Genomic DNA, 18,179 nt, shown 5'->3' with positions numbered 1-18,179 from the left:
ATACATTATTCTGCAGATTGTGCGTGTAACTCATTAAACTGAGCTTGAAGCTCTGCGTGTTTAGCTTGGTAAGCTGAAGTTTTCTGCTCGTTTGTGTAAGCACCATTTAGGTTCACACTTGAATCAACGTCAGCCCCCATGTTTTCAAGGGTGACAGAAAGAGCTTCTACGCTACCTCTTGCACTTTGAAGACGTTCGTAAGACGACTCAGTTGCTGCAAAAGCAGATGTCGCCAAAGCAGAAGTTGTCACGAGAGCGAGTATTGCACGATTTACATTATTCATAGCTAACTCCTTAAAATAGATATTCGTTAAGATAGTATTAGTGTGAACTATTACTGAGCGTTAAGGTTATTAAACTGCTCTTGAAGCTCAGCATGTTTAGCGTTATAAACAGCGGCTTTTTGGCTAAACGTATATGCACCGCTTAAATCAACGCTAGTATCCACATCAGCGCCCATATTTTCTAATGTAGTACCCAATGCTTCTACACTACCTTTAGCACTTTGTAGGCGCTCTTCAACAGTATCATTAGCAAATGCAGATGTTGTCATTACCGCTGCAGTTAATAGTGCCAAAGATGTTTTAGTAAATGTTTTCATATTAATCTCCTTTTGAGAGTAAGTTTTATATTTAAGATTTAAATCGTTTTGCGTTTCGATAAATTTATAATAGTCCTTTCATGGAAATTAAAAAGGGGTAGCCGATCTCTTCCACCTTTGTTCCAAATACGACTCAATACACGCAAGATTCGTTAAAAATCACATCAAATCTGTATAAAACAGATAAATATGATTAAAAAAACACCAAATAAGGAGAAAATAGACAAATATTACAACCAATGTGATGTGCACGCCTTATCTGCAACACAAATTAGTAGGGATATATCGAATTTTTTGTTAACCTAAGACTAATATTTAGATGTGAACGATTATGATACCTCTTGCTTTAATTGATAATTTGGAACATTTGCCGAACCCCTTTACTCAGTTTGAAAGTATTGCGGCCGACTTATCAAAAAATACCCCTCATCTTACTGAGCCGGAATATCGTCGAGACCTACAACTCGCTTTGTGCTTTATTTATAGCTATAACGGTTCTAAGGCAACCTTTAACTCCTACCGCAGAGAAGTCGAACGCCTACTGCTTTGGTCATGGAACATAGCCAAATGTCCTTCTATCGAGTTAAGACGCGATCAGATTGAAGAGTTTATCCATTTTTGTATTAGCCCACCGGAAAGCTGGATTGGTACCAAGAATGTGGCACGCTTTAAACTACACATGGGCGCAAGGGTACCTAACAACGATTGGCGTCCCTTTGTGGCTCATGTAAGTAAATTGGATTTTAAAAACGGTGAATCACCTCAAACCAAGCAGCACTCACTTTCGCAAGCGGCCATTCGTGCGACCTTCTCTATCCTGTCGTCTTATTATGGTTTTTTAATGCAAGAAGACGCCGCCCAACAAAACCCTGTTGCGCTGATTCGCCAAAAAAGTAAATTCGTCAAAAAAGAAGTCACTCGTAAACAAGTACGAAGAATTTCAAATCTGCAATGGGATTACGTGATTGAAACTGCTGAAATGCTCGCAGAGGAAGACCCTGCTCAGCACGAACGCACCCTATTTATTATGAATGCCTTACTTGGTATGTATTTGCGAATTTCCGAACTGGTTGCGGATGAAAGATCAGCGCCCGTGATGGGAGATTTCATTAAAGACTCTGATGGGCATTGGTGGTTTAAAGTATTGTCTAAGGGAAACAAGGAACGACTGGTAGCCGTCTCGGATGAGATGTTGAAGGCATTAATACGTTACCGACAATTCCGAGATTTACCCTTGCTACCAACCATTGCAGAAAACACACCATTGATTCCTAAAAACCGTGGTCAAGGTGCCATGACCAGCTCTAGACAAGTGCGTAATATCGTGCAGTCCTGCTTTGATAAAGCCTACGAAAGAATGTGCGAGGATGGAATGAGAGCTGATGCTGATGACCTTCGAGTTGCAACCGTTCACTGGTTACGCCATACGGGAATCTCTGAAGATGTAAAAACACGACCAAAGGAACACGTTAGAGAAGACGCCGGTCACGCGAGTATGGCAACAACCGATAAATACATTGATACAGAATATCGAGAGCGCCATGCTAGTGGCCGTAAAAAAGCATTGCGACCACATTAAAGACTAGAGCCCAAAAAGGCGAACACGGCCTCTTAGAGGGGCCTTGTTCGTCTTTTCTGTTTAACACAAACTATTTTGACCAACGCTCCAAGCTTTTCTCATCCTTAATATTGGCCTCTACCCAATGACTTTCATTGCCTTTAGACTCTTTTTTCCAAAAAGCGGCTCTGCTTTTTAAATAGTCCATAATAAAGTCACATGCCTGAAACGCTTCAGCTCGATGTGATGCACTCACGCCAACAAAAACAATTTGATCATCCACTTTTAAACGACCAACACGATGCACTACACAAACGTCCAAAAGAGGCCATCGAGAATACGCTTCATTGACAATTGCCTGCAAGTTATGCTCGGTCATGCCAGGATAATGCTCCAGCTCAAAGCTTGAATCTTCTTCTGGGTCATCAGCAAACTGACGAACTAGGCCAACAAACATGGCAACAGCACCCGTTTTATTGGCTTTTAATAGGCTTTTGTATAAAGCATCAACATCAAAATCGTTTTCTTGTACCAGAATCATTTAACCTCCAGTAACGGGTGGAAAAAAAGCCACTTCATTTACGTCCTTGAGTACAAGATCCGCATCTCTTGCGAATTCGAAGTCAATTGAAGCTTGAATGCCTTTTTCAAGTAATGCCTGACCTTTATCTAATTCAGATGCTAATTGTTGCTTGAGCTCAGCAATACTTAAAGGGGCGTCTAACTCAGTCATATACTCACTATGACCAATTCTTTCCCTTAACGAGGCAAAAAAAACCACTCTTACCTTAGACATTAGCTTTACTCCAATTACCGCTTTTTCCGCCTTTCTTTTCTAGCAAAGACACGTTCTGAATTACGATACCTTTATCAACGGCTTTGCACATATCATAAAGCGTCAATGCAGCGACACTGGCGCCGGTCAATGCTTCCATTTCCACGCCAGTTTTGCCGGACAGTGAACAAGTGCACAACACTTCTAACTCACAGTCACTCGCAACATTTATGTCCACTGTTACCTTGGTTAACATCAACGGATGACATAACGGTATCAGGTCAGAGGTCTTCTTAGCGGCCTGAATGCCAGCAATACGAGCCGTTGCCAGTACATCTCCTTTTGGCAGCCCCCCTTCAATAACCTTAATCAAGGTACTAGGCTGCATAAGCAAAATAGCCTGAGCCGTCGCTGTACGCTTAGTAATTTCCTTATCTGAGACATCCACCATGTGGGCATGGCCTTGATGATCCAAATGGGTAAGTTTATCGCTCATAAAAATCCTAAACAGTGTACATAAATTTGAAATGTCGCCTATATTTTAAGAAAGCCCTTACGATTGCAAGAAAAGATGCAGCAAAGCCATCATAAAAAGGCCTATATAATGAATTAATAACGTCGTCGTTTTAGTAAAATAGGATCGAACGGAATGGTATCTAGGCGAATTTTATTATCTGTCCTACTAACGACGCTCTTATGCGCACCTCTGACAGCTATTTCGAATGAAGAGATCAGGATTGATAAAACCCTCCCGACGTTAAAAGAAACATATCCACTCTCAGCACAAGAGGCATTGTTTTCAACCGAATTTGAAACCAGCCACTACGAGCCGTCGCAACATTTTTCAAACCAAGCTTATTGGCATAAGTTGTCTTTTCCAATAGGCGACGCTCCAAGCTCGCAGCCTTCGTTTTACCTTAACTTGAATTACTACGTTATTGAACACCTAGATTTTTTCCTTTTCCATGGCGACACCCTTAAGCAGCATTGGAAAAGAGGCGCGCTGGATAACTGGCAAGATGATCAACAAAAATACGATGGAATTTGGATACCCGTTACTCTTTCACCTGATGAAGTAACCACCTTATTGGTTAGAAAGCAGGGCAACAGCCCCCTACTAACTCCTTTCAAACTGTTTGATAGTGAAAAAGCCGCACAGAAAAAAGAACAAAAATTGTTATTTTGGACTTTTATTATTAGCAGCTTGGGGATTTTACTGGCGCACAATGTCTTTGTGTTTGTCTTACTAAGGCAACCAGGATTTATCTACTATCTTGGGCTGAATGTCGTCATATTCCTCGCGTTATCGATAATTACGGGCTTTAATCGGTGGATATTTTCGGAAACGATTAGCCAATGGCTAATCAATAACTTATTCGTCGTTTTTGGCATTGGTGCTTGGATACTTTTCCGATTTACCGTGCAATTCCTTCAAGAAGTGCAAATTCCTTCAAGAAGTGCAAATTCCTTCACGAAAGTCACTGATAAGACAATACGGTGATGTCTTATTCATTACCTTTTTGGTTGCAACACAATTCATCTCAGTCAAATCCTCAGCCTTGTTCTTTGCTGGGCTAGAATTGTTTATGTTAATTATATGCTTATATTGGGGAATCAAAGCCTATCTAAAAGGCTTTACAGCTGTACGATTTTATTTATTTTCTTGGCTCTTTCTGATCGCTGGCAGCATCTTAAATACGTTGATTTTCTGGAAAATTCTACCTATCAATCTCATTACTGAATCAATCCTCCCCATCGCATGCATATTACAGTTACTGGGGTTTTCATTTGCGTTTGCCGATAAGGCAAAACACATTGAGCAAAATCGATTACTGCATGCCATCACAGATATAACAACAGGTTTACCAAACCGAGCCTACTATTTCGATCAGTTACCCAAGTTATTAAAAGAGTCTGACAAGGACGCTCATGAGCTTGCCCTTATTATGATTGATATGAGTAATCATCAAACATTAAGCCAAGCTTTAGGCCCTGTGAAAGCCGACTCTGTCATTGGTGAAGCAATCAGCAATATTCATCACCAGTTAATAAAATTTACAGGTCTAATGTCGTTTCCTCTTCCAAACAAGAGTACCAAAAAGCTTATTCGACTTACTGCAACCCACCTAGTAGTAATCAGCACCGAGCCTACCTATTTAAAAGAGCTCATTCGCGATTTACAACGGGTCTTAGATAACCCCACACAGCTAGATAGAATACACTTTAGACCCCAATATAAAATTGGTACGGCTCTTTACCCTTCACAAGGTCATGATCTGAATACGCTCTATAAAAATGCCCTTACAGCAAGTCAGTCTGTCACATACTCATCGGGGAATTGGGCCGCCTTTACAGACAATGTAAAAAATAATCATGCCCATCAGCTCAACCTCATTACCTTACTCACGAACGACATTGAGCATGAAAAGTTGTATTTCGACATCCAACCACAGGTCAATTTAACAAACCAGAGCCTTGTTGGCGGTGAAGTATTGATTCGCTGGCACAACCAATACCTAGGTCAAGTTTCCCCTAGTGAATTTATCCCCCTAGCCGAGCAGACAGGTTTAATTTACAAGCTCACAGACATGCTGATTGAAAAGGTCTTTTCTTGGGCTTCTGCAAATCCACAAGCAGTGGCTAATCAATATTTATCTATTAACATCTCAGCGCTTGATCTATTGCAAGAAGGTTTTGCTCGTCGAATGGTAACGAGTGTGACAAAGCATCAACTAGAAGCACAAAAATTTACCATAGAAATCACAGAAACCAGTGTGTTTGATAACAACACAATTGTTCATAACAATGTTAAACAACTCCATAATGCTGGCTTTAAAATTGCCATCGATGACTTTGGTGTAGGCTATAGTTCAATGCAAAATATAGTCGCTCTAGAAACAGACGAATTAAAAATAGATCAATTTTTCGTGATGAACTTATTGAATGATCCGCAAAGTCAAATTTTATGCCGTAACATGATCGACCTGAGCAAAGCGCTTGACATAACAAGCGTAGCGGAAGGGATTGAATCCGAAGGCATATTGCAACTATTGCGACAATGGCGCTGCCAAATTGGACAAGGTTACCACTTGTACCGCCCTATGACGCCAGTTGAGTACCTTGCCTTGTTAGCGGAAAAAGATCTGCCTTTGTCAGAGCCTGTAAATCGTGCATAATGCGTCATACACTTATTCTTTCCTAGATATAAAACGGTAAGTAACCAAAATCCCATGAGCCTAAAAGACGACTATCAATTACTGGACATCCCCGCCAGTGCCAGTGAGCAGGAGGCAAAAGCCGCATTTAGACGTTTAGCAAGGCGTTATCATCCCGATAAAAATCCAGATACAGACACCACAGAGTTATTTATAAGGCTTCAAACGTCCTATGAGAATGTCATCAGCGCTATTCGCCAAGGCGCCTTAGTCAATGACTGGAAGCCCTTTAGCTTTACAAGCGAAAATACCTACAGCTCTGGCGCAAAAAACCGTTATTCCAATTTTTCGAAAGCGACAGACAAAGAACAAGAAGCCTTCATCAAAGAGCGACAGCGTGCTTACGAAGAAATGAAGCGTAACAATGCTCATCACGAGAAAACCCGTAATGAAGCGATTAAAGCCGCGCGAAACACGCTCAAAGAAAAACGCGTTAAGGCGCTCTATGAAGAGGCGTTCAAAGCCTCTAAAAATTTCACCTCACAAGGCTACAGCTACACAGATAGCCCAAATGATGAAAAGTCAGACATACCGCCTTACCAATCTTTTGTAGACGATGACGACGATTATCAAAGTGGGAGCACTCAACAAAGCACACCTGTCAGCCGACCTATTCGATTAGATGCTGCAAAAGCGGCCTTTCGAGCTGCAACTTATATCGCTTGTTTCGCCGCCGGAATATATGCCACGCTCTATTGGCAATCTTCCAAGGAAAAAGCAACACCATCACCGCAAACAGCAACCTATGTAAGCGGCCTGTATCCTCAATTCCGCGTTGGGCCTGGCTATACACTTACCAATACAACGCTTTATGCCGAACCAGATACATCCAGTGCCATCCTAAAAACCATACCAACCAATGCAGACTTGCTAGGAATAAAACTCCAAGGTGATTGGTTGACTGTACGCTTTCAAGGTGTCAATGGCTGGGTTCAAACCAAAAATATTGGTTATGGCAATGTGCAACACGCTATGCAAACAGGCTGCATCGGCCAGCCTGGGATTGCCCCGCAACACGGTGAGTTAATTGGTAAAGCAGAAGGCAGCAGCCGACTGCGTATTCTTAACCAATTGCCAGAGCACAGCATACTGACTTTTGAGTCATACGATGGGCAAGCGCCCTTTTCCATCTACTTGTATGGAAAACAAGCTTATGCCGCAAATTACATCCCAAGAGGCAACTACCGATTGGTGTTAGAGACCGGTTCACTGTATCATCACGCCTGTAATCAATTCATATTTAATGACACAAGCAAAGTCATCTTAGAAAATGTCGATTTTGCTAGCACAGAGCAATCGCTCACACTAAAGCCATAACTATCCTAACTGACAAATAACCCTGAGTACTTCACGACCCATGCTAAGTAACATCCGAATTGTACTAATCAACACCTTCCATCCTGGCAACGTCGGTGCGATTGCCCGAGCCATGAAGAACATGGGCTTAACCAATCTTTATCTGGTTGATCCAAATGACTACCCATCGGAAGAAGCCACCAGTCGAGCTGCTGGCGCTGTTGACCTATTAGAAAACGCCACTATCGTTGACACGCTAGAAGAAGCCATTGCTGACTGTAGCCTTGTCATCGGGACCAGTGCTCGTCATCGCACCTTCCAACTTCCTATCATGAATGCGCGTGAATGTGCTGAAAGCGTTATTCCTGAAGCGGTTAATCACAATGTTGCTATCGTATTTGGTCGTGAAACAACGGGCTTGCTAAACGATGAAATCGCCCAATGTCACCGCCAAGTTTATATCGATGCGAATGATGAATACCCTGTATTGAACATTTCACAGGCTGTACAAATAGTGGCTTATGAAATTTGGATGGCAAACCAAAACAAAGAGAACTACAAAAAAGAAACGCCTGAATACCCGCACAAAAAAGACATGGATTTGTTCTATGATCATTTAGAAGAGACCCTTTATGGCATCAACTTCATCATTCGTAACCATCCGGGTAAGGTTTTAGACAAGCTGCATAGATTCTTCAATCGCTCTCGCCCTGAGAAACAAGAATTGGGGATTTTACGAGGTGTACTGGCCGCCGTACAACGTGAAGCAGGTTTAACCGAAGCCAACAACCACCCAGAGAAAAAAGCCAAAGACGCATTAAAGGATTCTACTAACAAAGAATAAGCATACGGCTTTTTAATCAAGATTCGCTAAAACAAAAAATGCAGCCAATTGGCTGCATTTTTTTATATTCTTTCACAAGAACTGAAAGTCTTACTTTTCAGCGCGACCGGCAAACTTACGCTCTTCAACGTTAACTTTAATACGGTCACCAGTAGAAATATGTTCTGGCACTTGAATAACCGCACCAGTCGACAATTTAGCTGGCTTGTTACGTGACGTTGCAGAAGCGCCTTTGATAGAAGGATCCGTTTCAACAACCTCTAACTCAACATTCGTAGGTAACTCGATAGCAACAGGTGCATCGTTAACCAAAACAACTTGAATACCAACAGTGTCTTCATTAACAAACAGAATTTCTTCTTCAATTGCACTCTTATTCAAGCTGTATGGCGTGTAGTCTTCGTTGTCCATGAAAACATATTCGTCGCCATCAGAGTATGAAAACATCGATTGACGACGAACAAGATCGGCCAGATCGATCATATCGGAGTCTTTGAATGTTTCATCCAGTTTACGCCCCGTTACAACATCGTACATGCGCATGCGGTAAAGACTGCCGCCAGCACGCCCCTGAGGTACAGAGCGTTCAATATCCCTTACAATGTATGTTTTGTTGTCATAACTAATGGCAACATTTTTTTTGATCTCACTTGCCTTAGGCATTTTTCTTCGTCCTAAAATTACGTTCTATAAAAATAAAAATGGGTATTAAATTCATTGCAATTTTGAAAGCAAGATCCTAATCCAGTTTGCCAATATTCGCTAGATAATAAATCATCATTTCATCAACAAAGCGGTCAAAAATCTCGAAATGCCAACGACTCTTAGTCGTCGGCTTTCATATGAGAACTCATGATCACTTGATAAATAGGATACAAGACATCCGCACCCAAAATCTTAGCGCGCTCAGGTGACCAGCCAACTATATCGTCAGGCAAATTTTGATTGTCTTTAAATGGCATTTCTAAGGTAAAAGACAAACATTTATAGGTTTCCCCTACCCATTTTGTTGCCACCGTCAAATTCGCTTCACCAAATTGATCTGGGGTATAACCAATCTCAGTCTGAAAATCCGGACTAACAGCAGTGAAGATATTTTTGAACAAGGTCTCCATGGCTTCCATACGAGCATCAAAGGATGGAACACCTTGGCATCCATCAACGAAGTTCACAGGCAGAGCTTCATCACCATGAATGTCTAAGAACATATCAACGCCTGTTTCAGCCATTTTCTTTTGTACTGCCAACACTTCTGGGCTGAATTCTGCCGTTGGATTTTTCCATTCGCGGTTCAAATTCACGCCTTTAGAATTCACTCGCAAATTACCGTGCACAGCGCCATCTGGATTCATATTCGGAACGACATAAAATCGACAATGCTTCAACAAAGCACGTGCAACCGGATGAGACTCATCAAACAAACGCTCCAGCAAACCTTCGACAAACCATTCAGCCATGGTTTCACCTGGATGCTGACGCGCAATAATCCAGATATTTTTGGCTAAACCTTGGGTTTTGCTGATTTCTAACAAAGTGATGTCACGACCTTCTGCCGTTTCACCCAAATGATCGGTAATGCAATCTTCATTACTTGCTGCCCAAGCGATCATATCTAAATGACGCTCATAGCTGTATGGCGCAAAATACGCGTAATACACACTGTCTTGCTCGGGTTGATGCGTAATTACCAATTTGCCGTCTACGTATTCTGTTGGAACACGGAACCAATACTCTCTATCGTAAGAGGCTACCGCTTGATAATCGACCCAACCATCTGGGTAAGCAGCATCGCTAGCGTTCTCAAATTGAATGACACATTGTTCACCCATGCCGCCTTGTAAACGAAAATAAAACCACTGCAAAAATTTAGAGTTTGTATCATTAGGGATCTTTACTCTAATATTGTCCGGCTCCGAAGCATTAATAACGGAGATGTTACCGCCATCAAACGCACTACTGATCTTGATTCGGCTGGTCATTTATTCTTCCTTAACAATCAAACATTGGTTCTAAATTATGGCAAGTTTACCTATATTCATGACGGCTGTCGCCAACTCTTCCGACGAGCCAGCTTTTCCATTACTTTTCACCTGGTCTACTCATGAAGCACAAGTAAAAGAAGTATTGGTAATACCCGACGACGAGTGGCTAGAAAACCACCGTATCGAGCCTAACGCACTCGACCTTGATGAACAACAGCTCTACGAATTCGGCTACGAAGCCAGCGACATTCTAGCGGAATGGATCAATGAATTTGATACCGATGTCATTTACGCACTTGAACCTGAATCGCTTAACCTATTGGTCGAGACTACTTACGATATAAAAGGATTAGAGCCAAGCTTTGAAGTACAAAGTATTCACTCATGGTTTGAAGAACGGGATGTAAATCTAGACGATGCCGTGAAAGAGCAAGGTCAAACAACACCTTTGCACTTGCTGCCACCAGATGAACTCGTCATTCAGCTGCTACAAATTGCAGTAGAACACGGGCTTATCGACCCAAGTGACATTCCAGTGATAGAAGACTAAGTCTTAACAAATAGTATGAAGTAACAAAATTTAGCCACCCAGCTTATCATTGAAGTGGGTGGCTAAATATCTTAAAGGGCAGCAAGTGTGTGAGTGAATAGACTGCGCACACCGTTTACCAGCATTTGTACAGACATCATCAATAGCAACATCCCCATCAGTCGTTCTAACGCAGCCAAGCCTTTCTCTCTTAAGATTCTGTTCAGCAAAGGCGCCAGTGCCAAAATAACCACAGAAATTGCCCAAGCTGCACCAACAGAAATAAGTAAGTCTTGCTGATCATTTGGGTAGCTTTTCACCATCACCAACAAGGTCGCTAACGTAGAGGGTCCCGCTAGCATAGGAATAGAAATCGGGACAATGAAGGGCTCCATCACAGGCCCCGTGTCTTTCGCATAAGCAGAAGGAAATATCATCTTCAAAGCAATCACAAATAAGACCACGCCACCAGCGATTGAAATAGACTCCGTTTCCAAATGCAACAGCGCCAAAAACTCAGCCCCAAAAAACAAAAAACTCACCAAAATAATCAAACCGATTAAGCCATCGCGCAACACGATTTGATATTGGCGCTTCTGGGGAACCCCCTTCATCACTGACAACAAAATAGGAATATTACCGAACGGGTCGATAACAAACAAAAACAGTAAAGTTGCAGATAGAATGGAAAACTCAGTGCTCATTAGATTCTCGGTTAGTGTTACTGGAAAATTAGGGTGGGGATTTTACCGTATTACTAATCTTGGTGATACCTGAGAGCGCTTATAAGCAATGCTAAAATGACGGCATCAAAAACCACCTTGTTTATCGCCTATCTTTATATTAGAAAACCGCTCTATAAAGCTTAAGAAACTCTTAACAGGTTATTCAAACCATGGCAGGTTAAATCGATTTCCCCCTGATTACTCCCAAAACATAAAAAAAGAATGTAAAACAACGTACTTTTGTAACTTTTTATTAAGAAATCTCATCGCAAAAGTCCGTCAAAAAAATTACCATTTGCCACCAAATTATCTCCCTAAAGTCCTTACAGGAAATCTCATGAAAAACCCCTTCGAAAATCTCTCTATCGGGCTAAAACTTGTATGTGGTTTTGGCCTAGTTTTATTGTTAACACTTATCGTCGCGATTGCTGGCTTTTTAGGTGTTGATATGCTGCTAGAACGAGCCCATAAGGTTCAATTGTCCAACCAGCTTAATAGCATTGTTCTAGATCTTAGAGAACAGCGTAAATTATATCTTAGTAACGGTAGCGAAGATGCTTACCATGGCGTCATCAATATTGAGACAGACTTATCGAAACAGTTTAAAGACTCTTTCAATATTTACACTGGTGAAACAAGCTTAGCCATCGTAAAAGAGGCTTCCAGTGCCTTAGATAAATATATACTCGCATTTGAAGAAGTTCACACATTCCGCCAAGACTGGGGGAATACTGGCAAAAAAGCAGCCGGTATTCGTAACGAAATCAATACCCAAGCAGACCAGCTAATCGATAGCCTTAGCGGTTCCAGTGATATAAATGCCGTAACAACTACTTTACGCATGTCAAGGGAACTCTCTGACACTATGTTAATCATCACAACGAGTGTCGCTAAAGGAAACCCCATTCCACTGAACATAATCAATGTTCGTATCCCAAAAATTGCATCCGAAATGGAGAAACTGCAACTCACAGGGCAGTCGCAAGCTATTCAGCAGAAAATCAATGAGCTGTTTAAAACCTACCAAGGATTACTCGCTCTAAACCCTCCTCTGACGCTGAAATTGGATAACGGAACTCAAAAACTTGCAGAATTGGCAACAACTATTACTGATAAGCTTGAAGATTTAAAAGCGCTGCAACAAGTCAAAAGTGCTGAAGATGGCGCTAAAGTTCGCATGTTACTCATATGGGTTACCATCGCAGCTATCTTCATGGGATTATTCTTCGCGTGGTTTATCCGCCGCATGATAGTCACACCAATGAATGATGTTACTTTGGCGTTAGAGTCCATTTCTGCCGGTAACTTGACTCAAAGTTACTCCACTGAACGTCGCGATGAACTTGGTAAACTCTACAACGACATCGGCAAGATGAGCCTGACATTAAACAAATTGATCTCAGAAGTTGTTAGCGGTGTACTTAACCTAAGCTCGACAAGCGAGCAACTGGAAGTCATTACCAAGAACAGCCAAAGTAGAATGCAGTCTCAGCGAGATGAAACAGACCAAGTCGCGACAGCCATAAATGAAATGTCTGCAACCGTTGCAGAAGTCGCTCGCAATGCTGAAACAGCAGCCTCTGCCACGACGGCCACTGACAAAATCGTCGATCAAGGTAGTGCTATGGTTAATCAGACAGCAACTCAGATCAGCAATCTAGCCATCGAGCTTAACAATACCAGCCAAACCATGGAAACACTAAAAGAACGCTCTGATAATGTCGGAAACGTACTAGAAGTGATTAAGGCTGTGGCTGAACAGACAAACCTATTAGCGCTTAATGCTGCGATTGAGGCGGCTCGAGCTGGTGAAGCGGGTCGCGGATTTGCCGTAGTGGCAGATGAGGTTCGTGGTTTAGCAAGTCGAACTCAAGACTCAGCAAAAGAAATTGAAGACTTAATTCACTTACTACAAAGCGGTGCGCAAGAGTCCCTAGATAAAATTCAAACCAGCCGCGATTTATCTATTAATAACGCTGAGCAAGCGAAAGAAGTTGTTGCACTCTTTGCAAGCATCAATATGGAAATGGGCCATGTGCAAGATATGACTCAACAAATTGCGACAGCAGCAGAACAGCAGTCTCACGTTTCTAACGAAATAAGCAGCAGTGTTGAAAATGTTCGCCAGTTAGCGGATCAAACCACGGAAGGCGCTGCTGAATCGGCAATGGCGGTTAGCAACTTAAAAGCGTTAAGCCTCGAGCTAAATGCGTTAACTCAACGCTTTAAAATCAAACGTTAAAGCCCCCTCCCAAAGCCCCCTGTATAATCAGGGGGTTTTACAACCTTCGCAACCTTCGAATTGGCTTAACAGTAAAGACCGTTTTCCTAATCGCTAAGAAACATGAAAATTCACCCTCTCTGCCACTTCTCATCTTAAATTTATATTACGCGATGGTTTTTTTTAGTACTCTGCTCCTCTTTACTACTTTATTGCTCCTATCCCGCATGCTAAAAAACAAGATCTTATTATTGTCTCTTTTACTGGTTATACCTTTTCAACTGGCCATTGCCGCACCAGATTTCACTGCAATTGAAGGTCAAGCAAGACTGTCAGATGACACTTACCTAGAACCAAGCACACTAGAGCAACGACTTAAAGAACAAGGCCAAACCTTAATTCATCAATCCGTCATTCCCTCATCTCAAGTGAGTTATTTTTTAAGTCGCGCCAATAATATTCAAACCATTGCCATTCGAGGAACGGCAAATCTAGAAAACGCCATGTTGGATTTAAATTTACAACTGCACCCAGACACAGTACTTGATATAAAGCTACATCAAGGCTTTGCTTCTGGAGCAAAAGCCATTTACCAAGACATCAAACCTTTCCTCGCTAAAGATCAATCTATCGAACTCACAGGCCACAGCCTGGGAGGAGCGATTGCCGTGATCCTTAGCATGTATCTACAAAACGATGGTTACCCAATAGAGCAGATCATCACCTTTGGCCAGCCTAAAGTCACCAATGTCACTGGTGCGGACAAGTTTGGCAACCTACCTTTAACGAGAGTTGTCACGGAAGATGACATTGTGCCTTTAGTACCGCCTATCAGCCCAATGCAAATAAAAGATTTAGATATATTCTGGCACATGGGAGAAGAGATTATTCTCATGAAAAAAGGGGAATTTGCCAAAACTAGCGGCGTGAAAGCTATGCTCAGAGCGACCAAGTTCACCACCTCTATTCCCAGTGAAAAGAACCTACAAGCCCACAAAATGAAGACCTATTTGGACTTAATAGAAGCGCTTCAATCCTCTGCAAAGGAAACGACCTACAAGACAGAGATTAGTATCTTTGGCTTTTCCTTCGATTAGCCATCTACTTACTCATTTTCTCAACCCCTTCCTGTGACGTTCAACGTAATAAGTTGTACACCTACTCTACTGACGTCACTTCAAGACAATCTTTTTAGCCCTTACTTTTAAGCAAATAATAGAGAAAAAGGGTTCCTTCCCAACAGACTATTAAAAATTCTTATTCATAGGAATACTTCTTAACACACTGTTTTTTAAGACATTATATCGATAGCAAAAACACGCCGAATAAACTTTTTCTATACAGCACTTGACTACATTAGTTATACATCATACAACTTAACAAAGAAGATAAATGAAATGCCGTTTTGATTTTAAAATCACATCATTTCATCAATTTTGTTTAGCTTCTTGCATATAAAAAGTTTCTTAAAGATAAAAAATACTAAACAGGATACTTAATTTATGATCATTAAATCCATTACAGTGGACGTTTTCACATTTCTCAGTCGCCGATCTGTAGATACCGCAGGCCACGCTCATCCGGGAGATGAAAAGCAAACCCAAATGGCCATGTTGCGAATCACAACAGAATCCGGAGACGAAGGATATTCTTTTGGCCCTCCAGAAGTTATTCGCAAACACATCCTAGATGCTTTTGCTCGCAAGGTACTGATCGGGCAAAACGTAATGCACAGAGAACGTCTATGGCAAGAACTTGCTCATTGGCAGCGTGGCAGTGCAGGACAACTAACAGATCGAGCTCTTGCTTTAGTGGAACAAGCTTTGTGGGATCTTATCGGTCGAAAATTTAATACTCCTGTTTATCAACTTCTTGGTGGTTACCGAGATAAAGTCTTAGCTTATGGCAGCACAATGTGCGGCGACGAACTTAAAGGTGGTTTAGCAACTCCTGAAGACTATGCCAACTTTGCAGAAAAACTCGTAAAACGAGGCTATAAAGCCATCAAACTTCACACTTGGATGCCTCCTGTTTCCTTTGCTCCTAGCCCAAAAATGGACATTCGTGCCTGTGCCGCTGTGCGCGAAGCTGTTGGTCCAGATATCGCCTTAATGTTAGACGGCTACCATTGGTACAGCCGCACAGATACATACAAAATTGGCAAAGAGCTAGAACGACTGAATTTTGAATGGATCGAAGAGCCAATGCCTGAAGAATCTACGGAGTCTTATGCATGGCTAACAAAAAACTTAGACATCCCTGTATTAGGCCCAGAATCATTATCAGGCAAACATTTTAGCCGTGCGAGTTGGGTTAAGAATGAAGCCTGCGACATTTTACGTGCTGGCGTTGCAGGTGTTGGTGGTATTGGACCTTGCATGAAGGTTTCTCACCTTGCCGATTCTTTCGGAATGAACTGTGAAATCCACGGGAATGGCGCTGCAAACCTTGCGGTAGTAGGAGCAATAAAAAATTGCTCTTGGTACGAACGCGGATTACTTCACCCATTTCTAGAATACGATGATATACCTGCCTACCTTAATAGCATCGTAGATCCTATGGATGAGGACGGCTATGTCCACTTACCTCAAAAACCAGGTTTAGGGGAAGACATAAACTTCGAGTACATCGCCAACAACATAGTGGAAACCTACTAATTAAATCAGATAAAAAACCGAAACGTCGCTGACATTATGATCAGCGGCACTGCTTATCCAATACAAAAATAAAGAGGAAGCAAAAGAATGAACGTTTCAAATCTGCTTAAATATTGCGCACTTTCAATCGCTATTAGTAGCACTATCGTACCCAGTGCTAATGCTATAACACCTGAAAATCAATTGGTTATCGGTATGAGTATGGATAACCTGTTATCCCTCGATCCCGCTTCAGCCAGTGGCTTAGATGTCGTTAGCGTAAACTCTAATCTATACGACATGCTGATTGAATTAGCACCAAAAGAACCGTCTAAAATATCACCAGCTGTCGCGAAAAGCTGGTCTATTAGCGAGGACGGTAACCGCATAACATTTGAATTACGAGATGATGTTATTTTCCACTCCGGAAACAAACTGACAGCACATGACGTCGCTTGGTCGTTACAACGTGTTTTGAAGCTTAACCTAGCCCTAGCTTCAACATGGAAAACATACGGCTTCACTGCTGATAATGTCGAACAATTTATTCAAGCAAAAGACGACTATACAGTTGAAATTAGCTTGCCAGAAAAAACAGACCCTAACTTAGTACTTTATACACTCGGTAGCTCTCCAAGTGCTTTTATTGTTGATAGTAAAGAGGTCTTAAAACATGAAAAAGATGGCGATTTAGGCCACGCGTGGCTAACCACAAATGTTGCTGGTTCAGGCCCTTTTCAATTGAGAGATTGGCGAGCAAAAGACCGTGTTCTAATGACCAGATTCGATGATTATTGGCGCGAGCCTTCCGAGATGAAGCGTATTGTAATGCGCCATATGACAGAGTCTCAATCATTGCGCTTAATGCTGGAACGTGGCGATATTGATATCGCCATGGGAATGTCGGTTCCTGACATCGAAGCCTTAAAAAAAGACGACAATATCCGTTCAGAAGCGACGATCCGTGGCACACTTTACTATGTCGCAGTAAGCATGAAAGACGATAAGTTTTCGAACAAAAAAGTGCGCGAGGCAGTGCGCTATTTGATCGATTACAAAGGAATAAACGATTCAATCATGCCGAATTATGGTGTTTTGCACCAACGCCCGCTCAAACTAGGATTAGATGCAACTCTCCCTGAACCTGGTTATGCATTAAATGTCCAAAAAGCCAAAACGCTTCTAGCAGAAGCAGGCTATCCAGACGGGTTCAAAACCAGCATTAGAGTGTTGTCTCAACTTCCATTTATCAATATCGCTACAAGCTTGCAATCTACTCTTGCTCAAGCAGGTATTGATGCAGAAATCATCACAGGTACAGGCAATCAGGTCTATGGCGCAATGCGCGAACGTAAATTCGAGATGTTGGTTGGCCGAGGCGGTGGCGGTATTGAACCACATCCTCACTCAAGCTTGCGCTCATTAGTTTACAACCCTGATAACAGCGATGAAGCCAAACTGACTAATTTTCAAGGCTGGCGTACTGGATTTTATAGCCCAGAAATAAACACCATTATTGAAAACGCGCTGCTAGAGAAAGACGCACAAAAGCAAATTGAAATGTATCAAGATGTTCAAAATATTTATGAAACTCAAATTGGAGCCATCTTCCCCGTTTCACAAATGTTAGACACCGTTCTGCTTAGAACCGATGTGAAACACTACGAAGGCCACCAGGCGGCAACGACTCGGTTACGAGAAGTTACTAAAGAGCGTTAAGAGAATTCTTTTACAACGAAAGTGCTGGCCTACTCTGTCCAGCACTAGCCACTAGTTACTTTGTAAATAGTGGCTTTC

General features: G+C 41.9%; 18 protein-coding genes. 10 read left to right on the top strand and 8 right to left on the bottom strand.

Translation table 11 applies throughout. From position 1 onward, the window contains the following. Positions 1 to 5: 5 nt before the first annotated feature. The gene (locus DFP75_RS03690; protein ID WP_110572328.1) at positions 6 to 284 is read right to left on the bottom strand and encodes a hypothetical protein; all 279 of its coding nucleotides are present in this window, start codon (positions 282 to 284) and stop codon (positions 6 to 8) included. Between the two features lie 50 nt (positions 285 to 334). After that, positions 335 to 601, bottom strand: a complete 267-nt coding sequence (locus tag DFP75_RS03685) for a hypothetical protein (RefSeq protein WP_110572326.1) — start codon at positions 599 to 601, stop codon at positions 335 to 337. 331 nt (positions 602 to 932) lie between these two features. Between DFP75_RS03685 and DFP75_RS03680 the strand changes: the two genes are divergently transcribed. Beyond that, positions 933 to 2,180: a tyrosine-type recombinase/integrase gene (locus DFP75_RS03680; RefSeq protein ID WP_110572324.1), complete on the top strand. Its 1,248-nt coding sequence runs from the start codon at positions 933 to 935 to the stop codon at positions 2,178 to 2,180. A 70-nt stretch (positions 2,181 to 2,250) separates the two neighbouring features. On the opposite strand, the gene DFP75_RS03675 is transcribed toward DFP75_RS03680, so the two are convergent. Genes DFP75_RS03675 through moaC form a run of 3 tightly spaced genes read right to left on the bottom strand, consistent with a single transcriptional unit; the run spans position 2,251 to position 3,430 of the window. Then, positions 2,251 to 2,700 (bottom strand): molybdenum cofactor biosynthesis protein MoaE, encoded by a 450-nt coding sequence (locus tag DFP75_RS03675; protein WP_110572322.1) that lies wholly within the window; start codon positions 2,698 to 2,700, stop codon positions 2,251 to 2,253. After that, a complete protein-coding gene (locus DFP75_RS03670; RefSeq protein WP_110572320.1) occupies positions 2,701 to 2,955 on the bottom strand; it encodes a MoaD/ThiS family protein in 255 nt (84 codons plus the stop codon). After that, the gene (gene moaC / locus DFP75_RS03665; protein ID WP_110572318.1) at positions 2,948 to 3,430 is read right to left on the bottom strand and encodes a cyclic pyranopterin monophosphate synthase MoaC; all 483 of its coding nucleotides are present in this window, start codon (positions 3,428 to 3,430) and stop codon (positions 2,948 to 2,950) included. Before moaC ends, DFP75_RS03670 begins: the two co-directional genes overlap by 8 nt. Positions 3,431 to 3,727: 297 nt before the next feature. On the opposite strand from moaC, the gene DFP75_RS18660 reads away from it, so the two are divergent. The 4 genes from DFP75_RS18660 to trmJ are packed head-to-tail and all read left to right on the top strand — an operon-like array spanning position 3,728 to position 8,289. Then, positions 3,728 to 4,435 (top strand): 7TM-DISM domain-containing protein, encoded by a 708-nt coding sequence (locus DFP75_RS18660; RefSeq protein ID WP_281270044.1) that lies wholly within the window; start codon positions 3,728 to 3,730, stop codon positions 4,433 to 4,435. Continuing rightward, positions 4,329 to 6,110: an EAL domain-containing protein gene (locus DFP75_RS18655; RefSeq protein WP_342767489.1), complete on the top strand. Its 1,782-nt coding sequence runs from the start codon at positions 4,329 to 4,331 to the stop codon at positions 6,108 to 6,110. Before DFP75_RS18660 ends, DFP75_RS18655 begins: the two co-directional genes overlap by 107 nt. 54 nt (positions 6,111 to 6,164) lie before the next feature. After that, positions 6,165 to 7,466, top strand: a complete 1,302-nt coding sequence (locus DFP75_RS03655; protein WP_110572316.1) for a J domain-containing protein — start codon at positions 6,165 to 6,167, stop codon at positions 7,464 to 7,466. A gap of 40 nt (positions 7,467 to 7,506) precedes the next feature. Further along, positions 7,507 to 8,289: a tRNA (cytosine(32)/uridine(32)-2'-O)-methyltransferase TrmJ gene (trmJ, locus tag DFP75_RS03650; protein ID WP_110572314.1), complete on the top strand. Its 783-nt coding sequence runs from the start codon at positions 7,507 to 7,509 to the stop codon at positions 8,287 to 8,289. Positions 8,290 to 8,379: 90 nt separating this feature from the next. Here the strand turns inward: trmJ and efpL are convergent, their stop codons facing one another. Continuing rightward, on the bottom strand, positions 8,380 to 8,952 hold the full coding sequence (gene efpL, locus DFP75_RS03645) for an elongation factor P-like protein EfpL (RefSeq protein WP_110572312.1): 573 nt from the start codon (positions 8,950 to 8,952) through the stop codon (positions 8,380 to 8,382). Positions 8,953 to 9,113: 161 nt separating this feature from the next. Next, complete coding sequence (locus DFP75_RS03640) at positions 9,114 to 10,268, bottom strand: M14 family metallopeptidase (RefSeq protein WP_110572310.1); 1,155 nt, start codon at positions 10,266 to 10,268, stop codon at positions 9,114 to 9,116. A 37-nt stretch (positions 10,269 to 10,305) separates the two neighbouring features. Between DFP75_RS03640 and DFP75_RS03635 the strand changes: the two genes are divergently transcribed. Further along, entirely contained in the window at positions 10,306 to 10,821 is a 516-nt protein-coding gene (locus DFP75_RS03635; RefSeq protein ID WP_110572308.1) for a hypothetical protein, read from the top strand. Between the two features lie 71 nt (positions 10,822 to 10,892). On the opposite strand, the gene DFP75_RS03630 is transcribed toward DFP75_RS03635, so the two are convergent. Then, positions 10,893 to 11,504, bottom strand: coding sequence for a MarC family protein (locus DFP75_RS03630; RefSeq protein WP_110572306.1), 612 nt, complete (start codon positions 11,502 to 11,504; stop codon positions 10,893 to 10,895). 358 nt (positions 11,505 to 11,862) lie between these two features. Between DFP75_RS03630 and DFP75_RS18365 the strand changes: the two genes are divergently transcribed. The 4 genes from DFP75_RS18365 (at position 11,863) to DFP75_RS03610 (ending at position 18,101) form a co-directional block, all read left to right on the top strand. Then, positions 11,863 to 13,767 (top strand): methyl-accepting chemotaxis protein, encoded by a 1,905-nt coding sequence (locus DFP75_RS18365; protein ID WP_110572304.1) that lies wholly within the window; start codon positions 11,863 to 11,865, stop codon positions 13,765 to 13,767. Between the two features lie 230 nt (positions 13,768 to 13,997). Next, positions 13,998 to 14,843 carry a lipase family protein gene (locus DFP75_RS03620; protein WP_245926953.1) on the top strand — a complete coding sequence of 282 codons (846 nt, stop codon included), beginning with the start codon at positions 13,998 to 14,000 and terminating at the stop codon, positions 14,841 to 14,843. A 405-nt stretch (positions 14,844 to 15,248) separates the two neighbouring features. Continuing rightward, the gene (locus DFP75_RS03615) at positions 15,249 to 16,403 is read left to right on the top strand and encodes a mandelate racemase family protein (RefSeq protein WP_110572300.1); all 1,155 of its coding nucleotides are present in this window, start codon (positions 15,249 to 15,251) and stop codon (positions 16,401 to 16,403) included. Between the two features lie 87 nt (positions 16,404 to 16,490). Next, the gene (locus DFP75_RS03610; protein WP_110572298.1) at positions 16,491 to 18,101 is read left to right on the top strand and encodes an ABC transporter substrate-binding protein; all 1,611 of its coding nucleotides are present in this window, start codon (positions 16,491 to 16,493) and stop codon (positions 18,099 to 18,101) included. Positions 18,102 to 18,179: the final 78 nt, after the last annotated feature.

The organism is Marinomonas alcarazii (assembly GCF_003208215.1).
Classification (GTDB): Bacteria; Pseudomonadota; Gammaproteobacteria; order Pseudomonadales; family Marinomonadaceae; genus Marinomonas; species Marinomonas alcarazii.
This window is presented reverse-complemented; position numbering and strand designations above follow the sequence as displayed.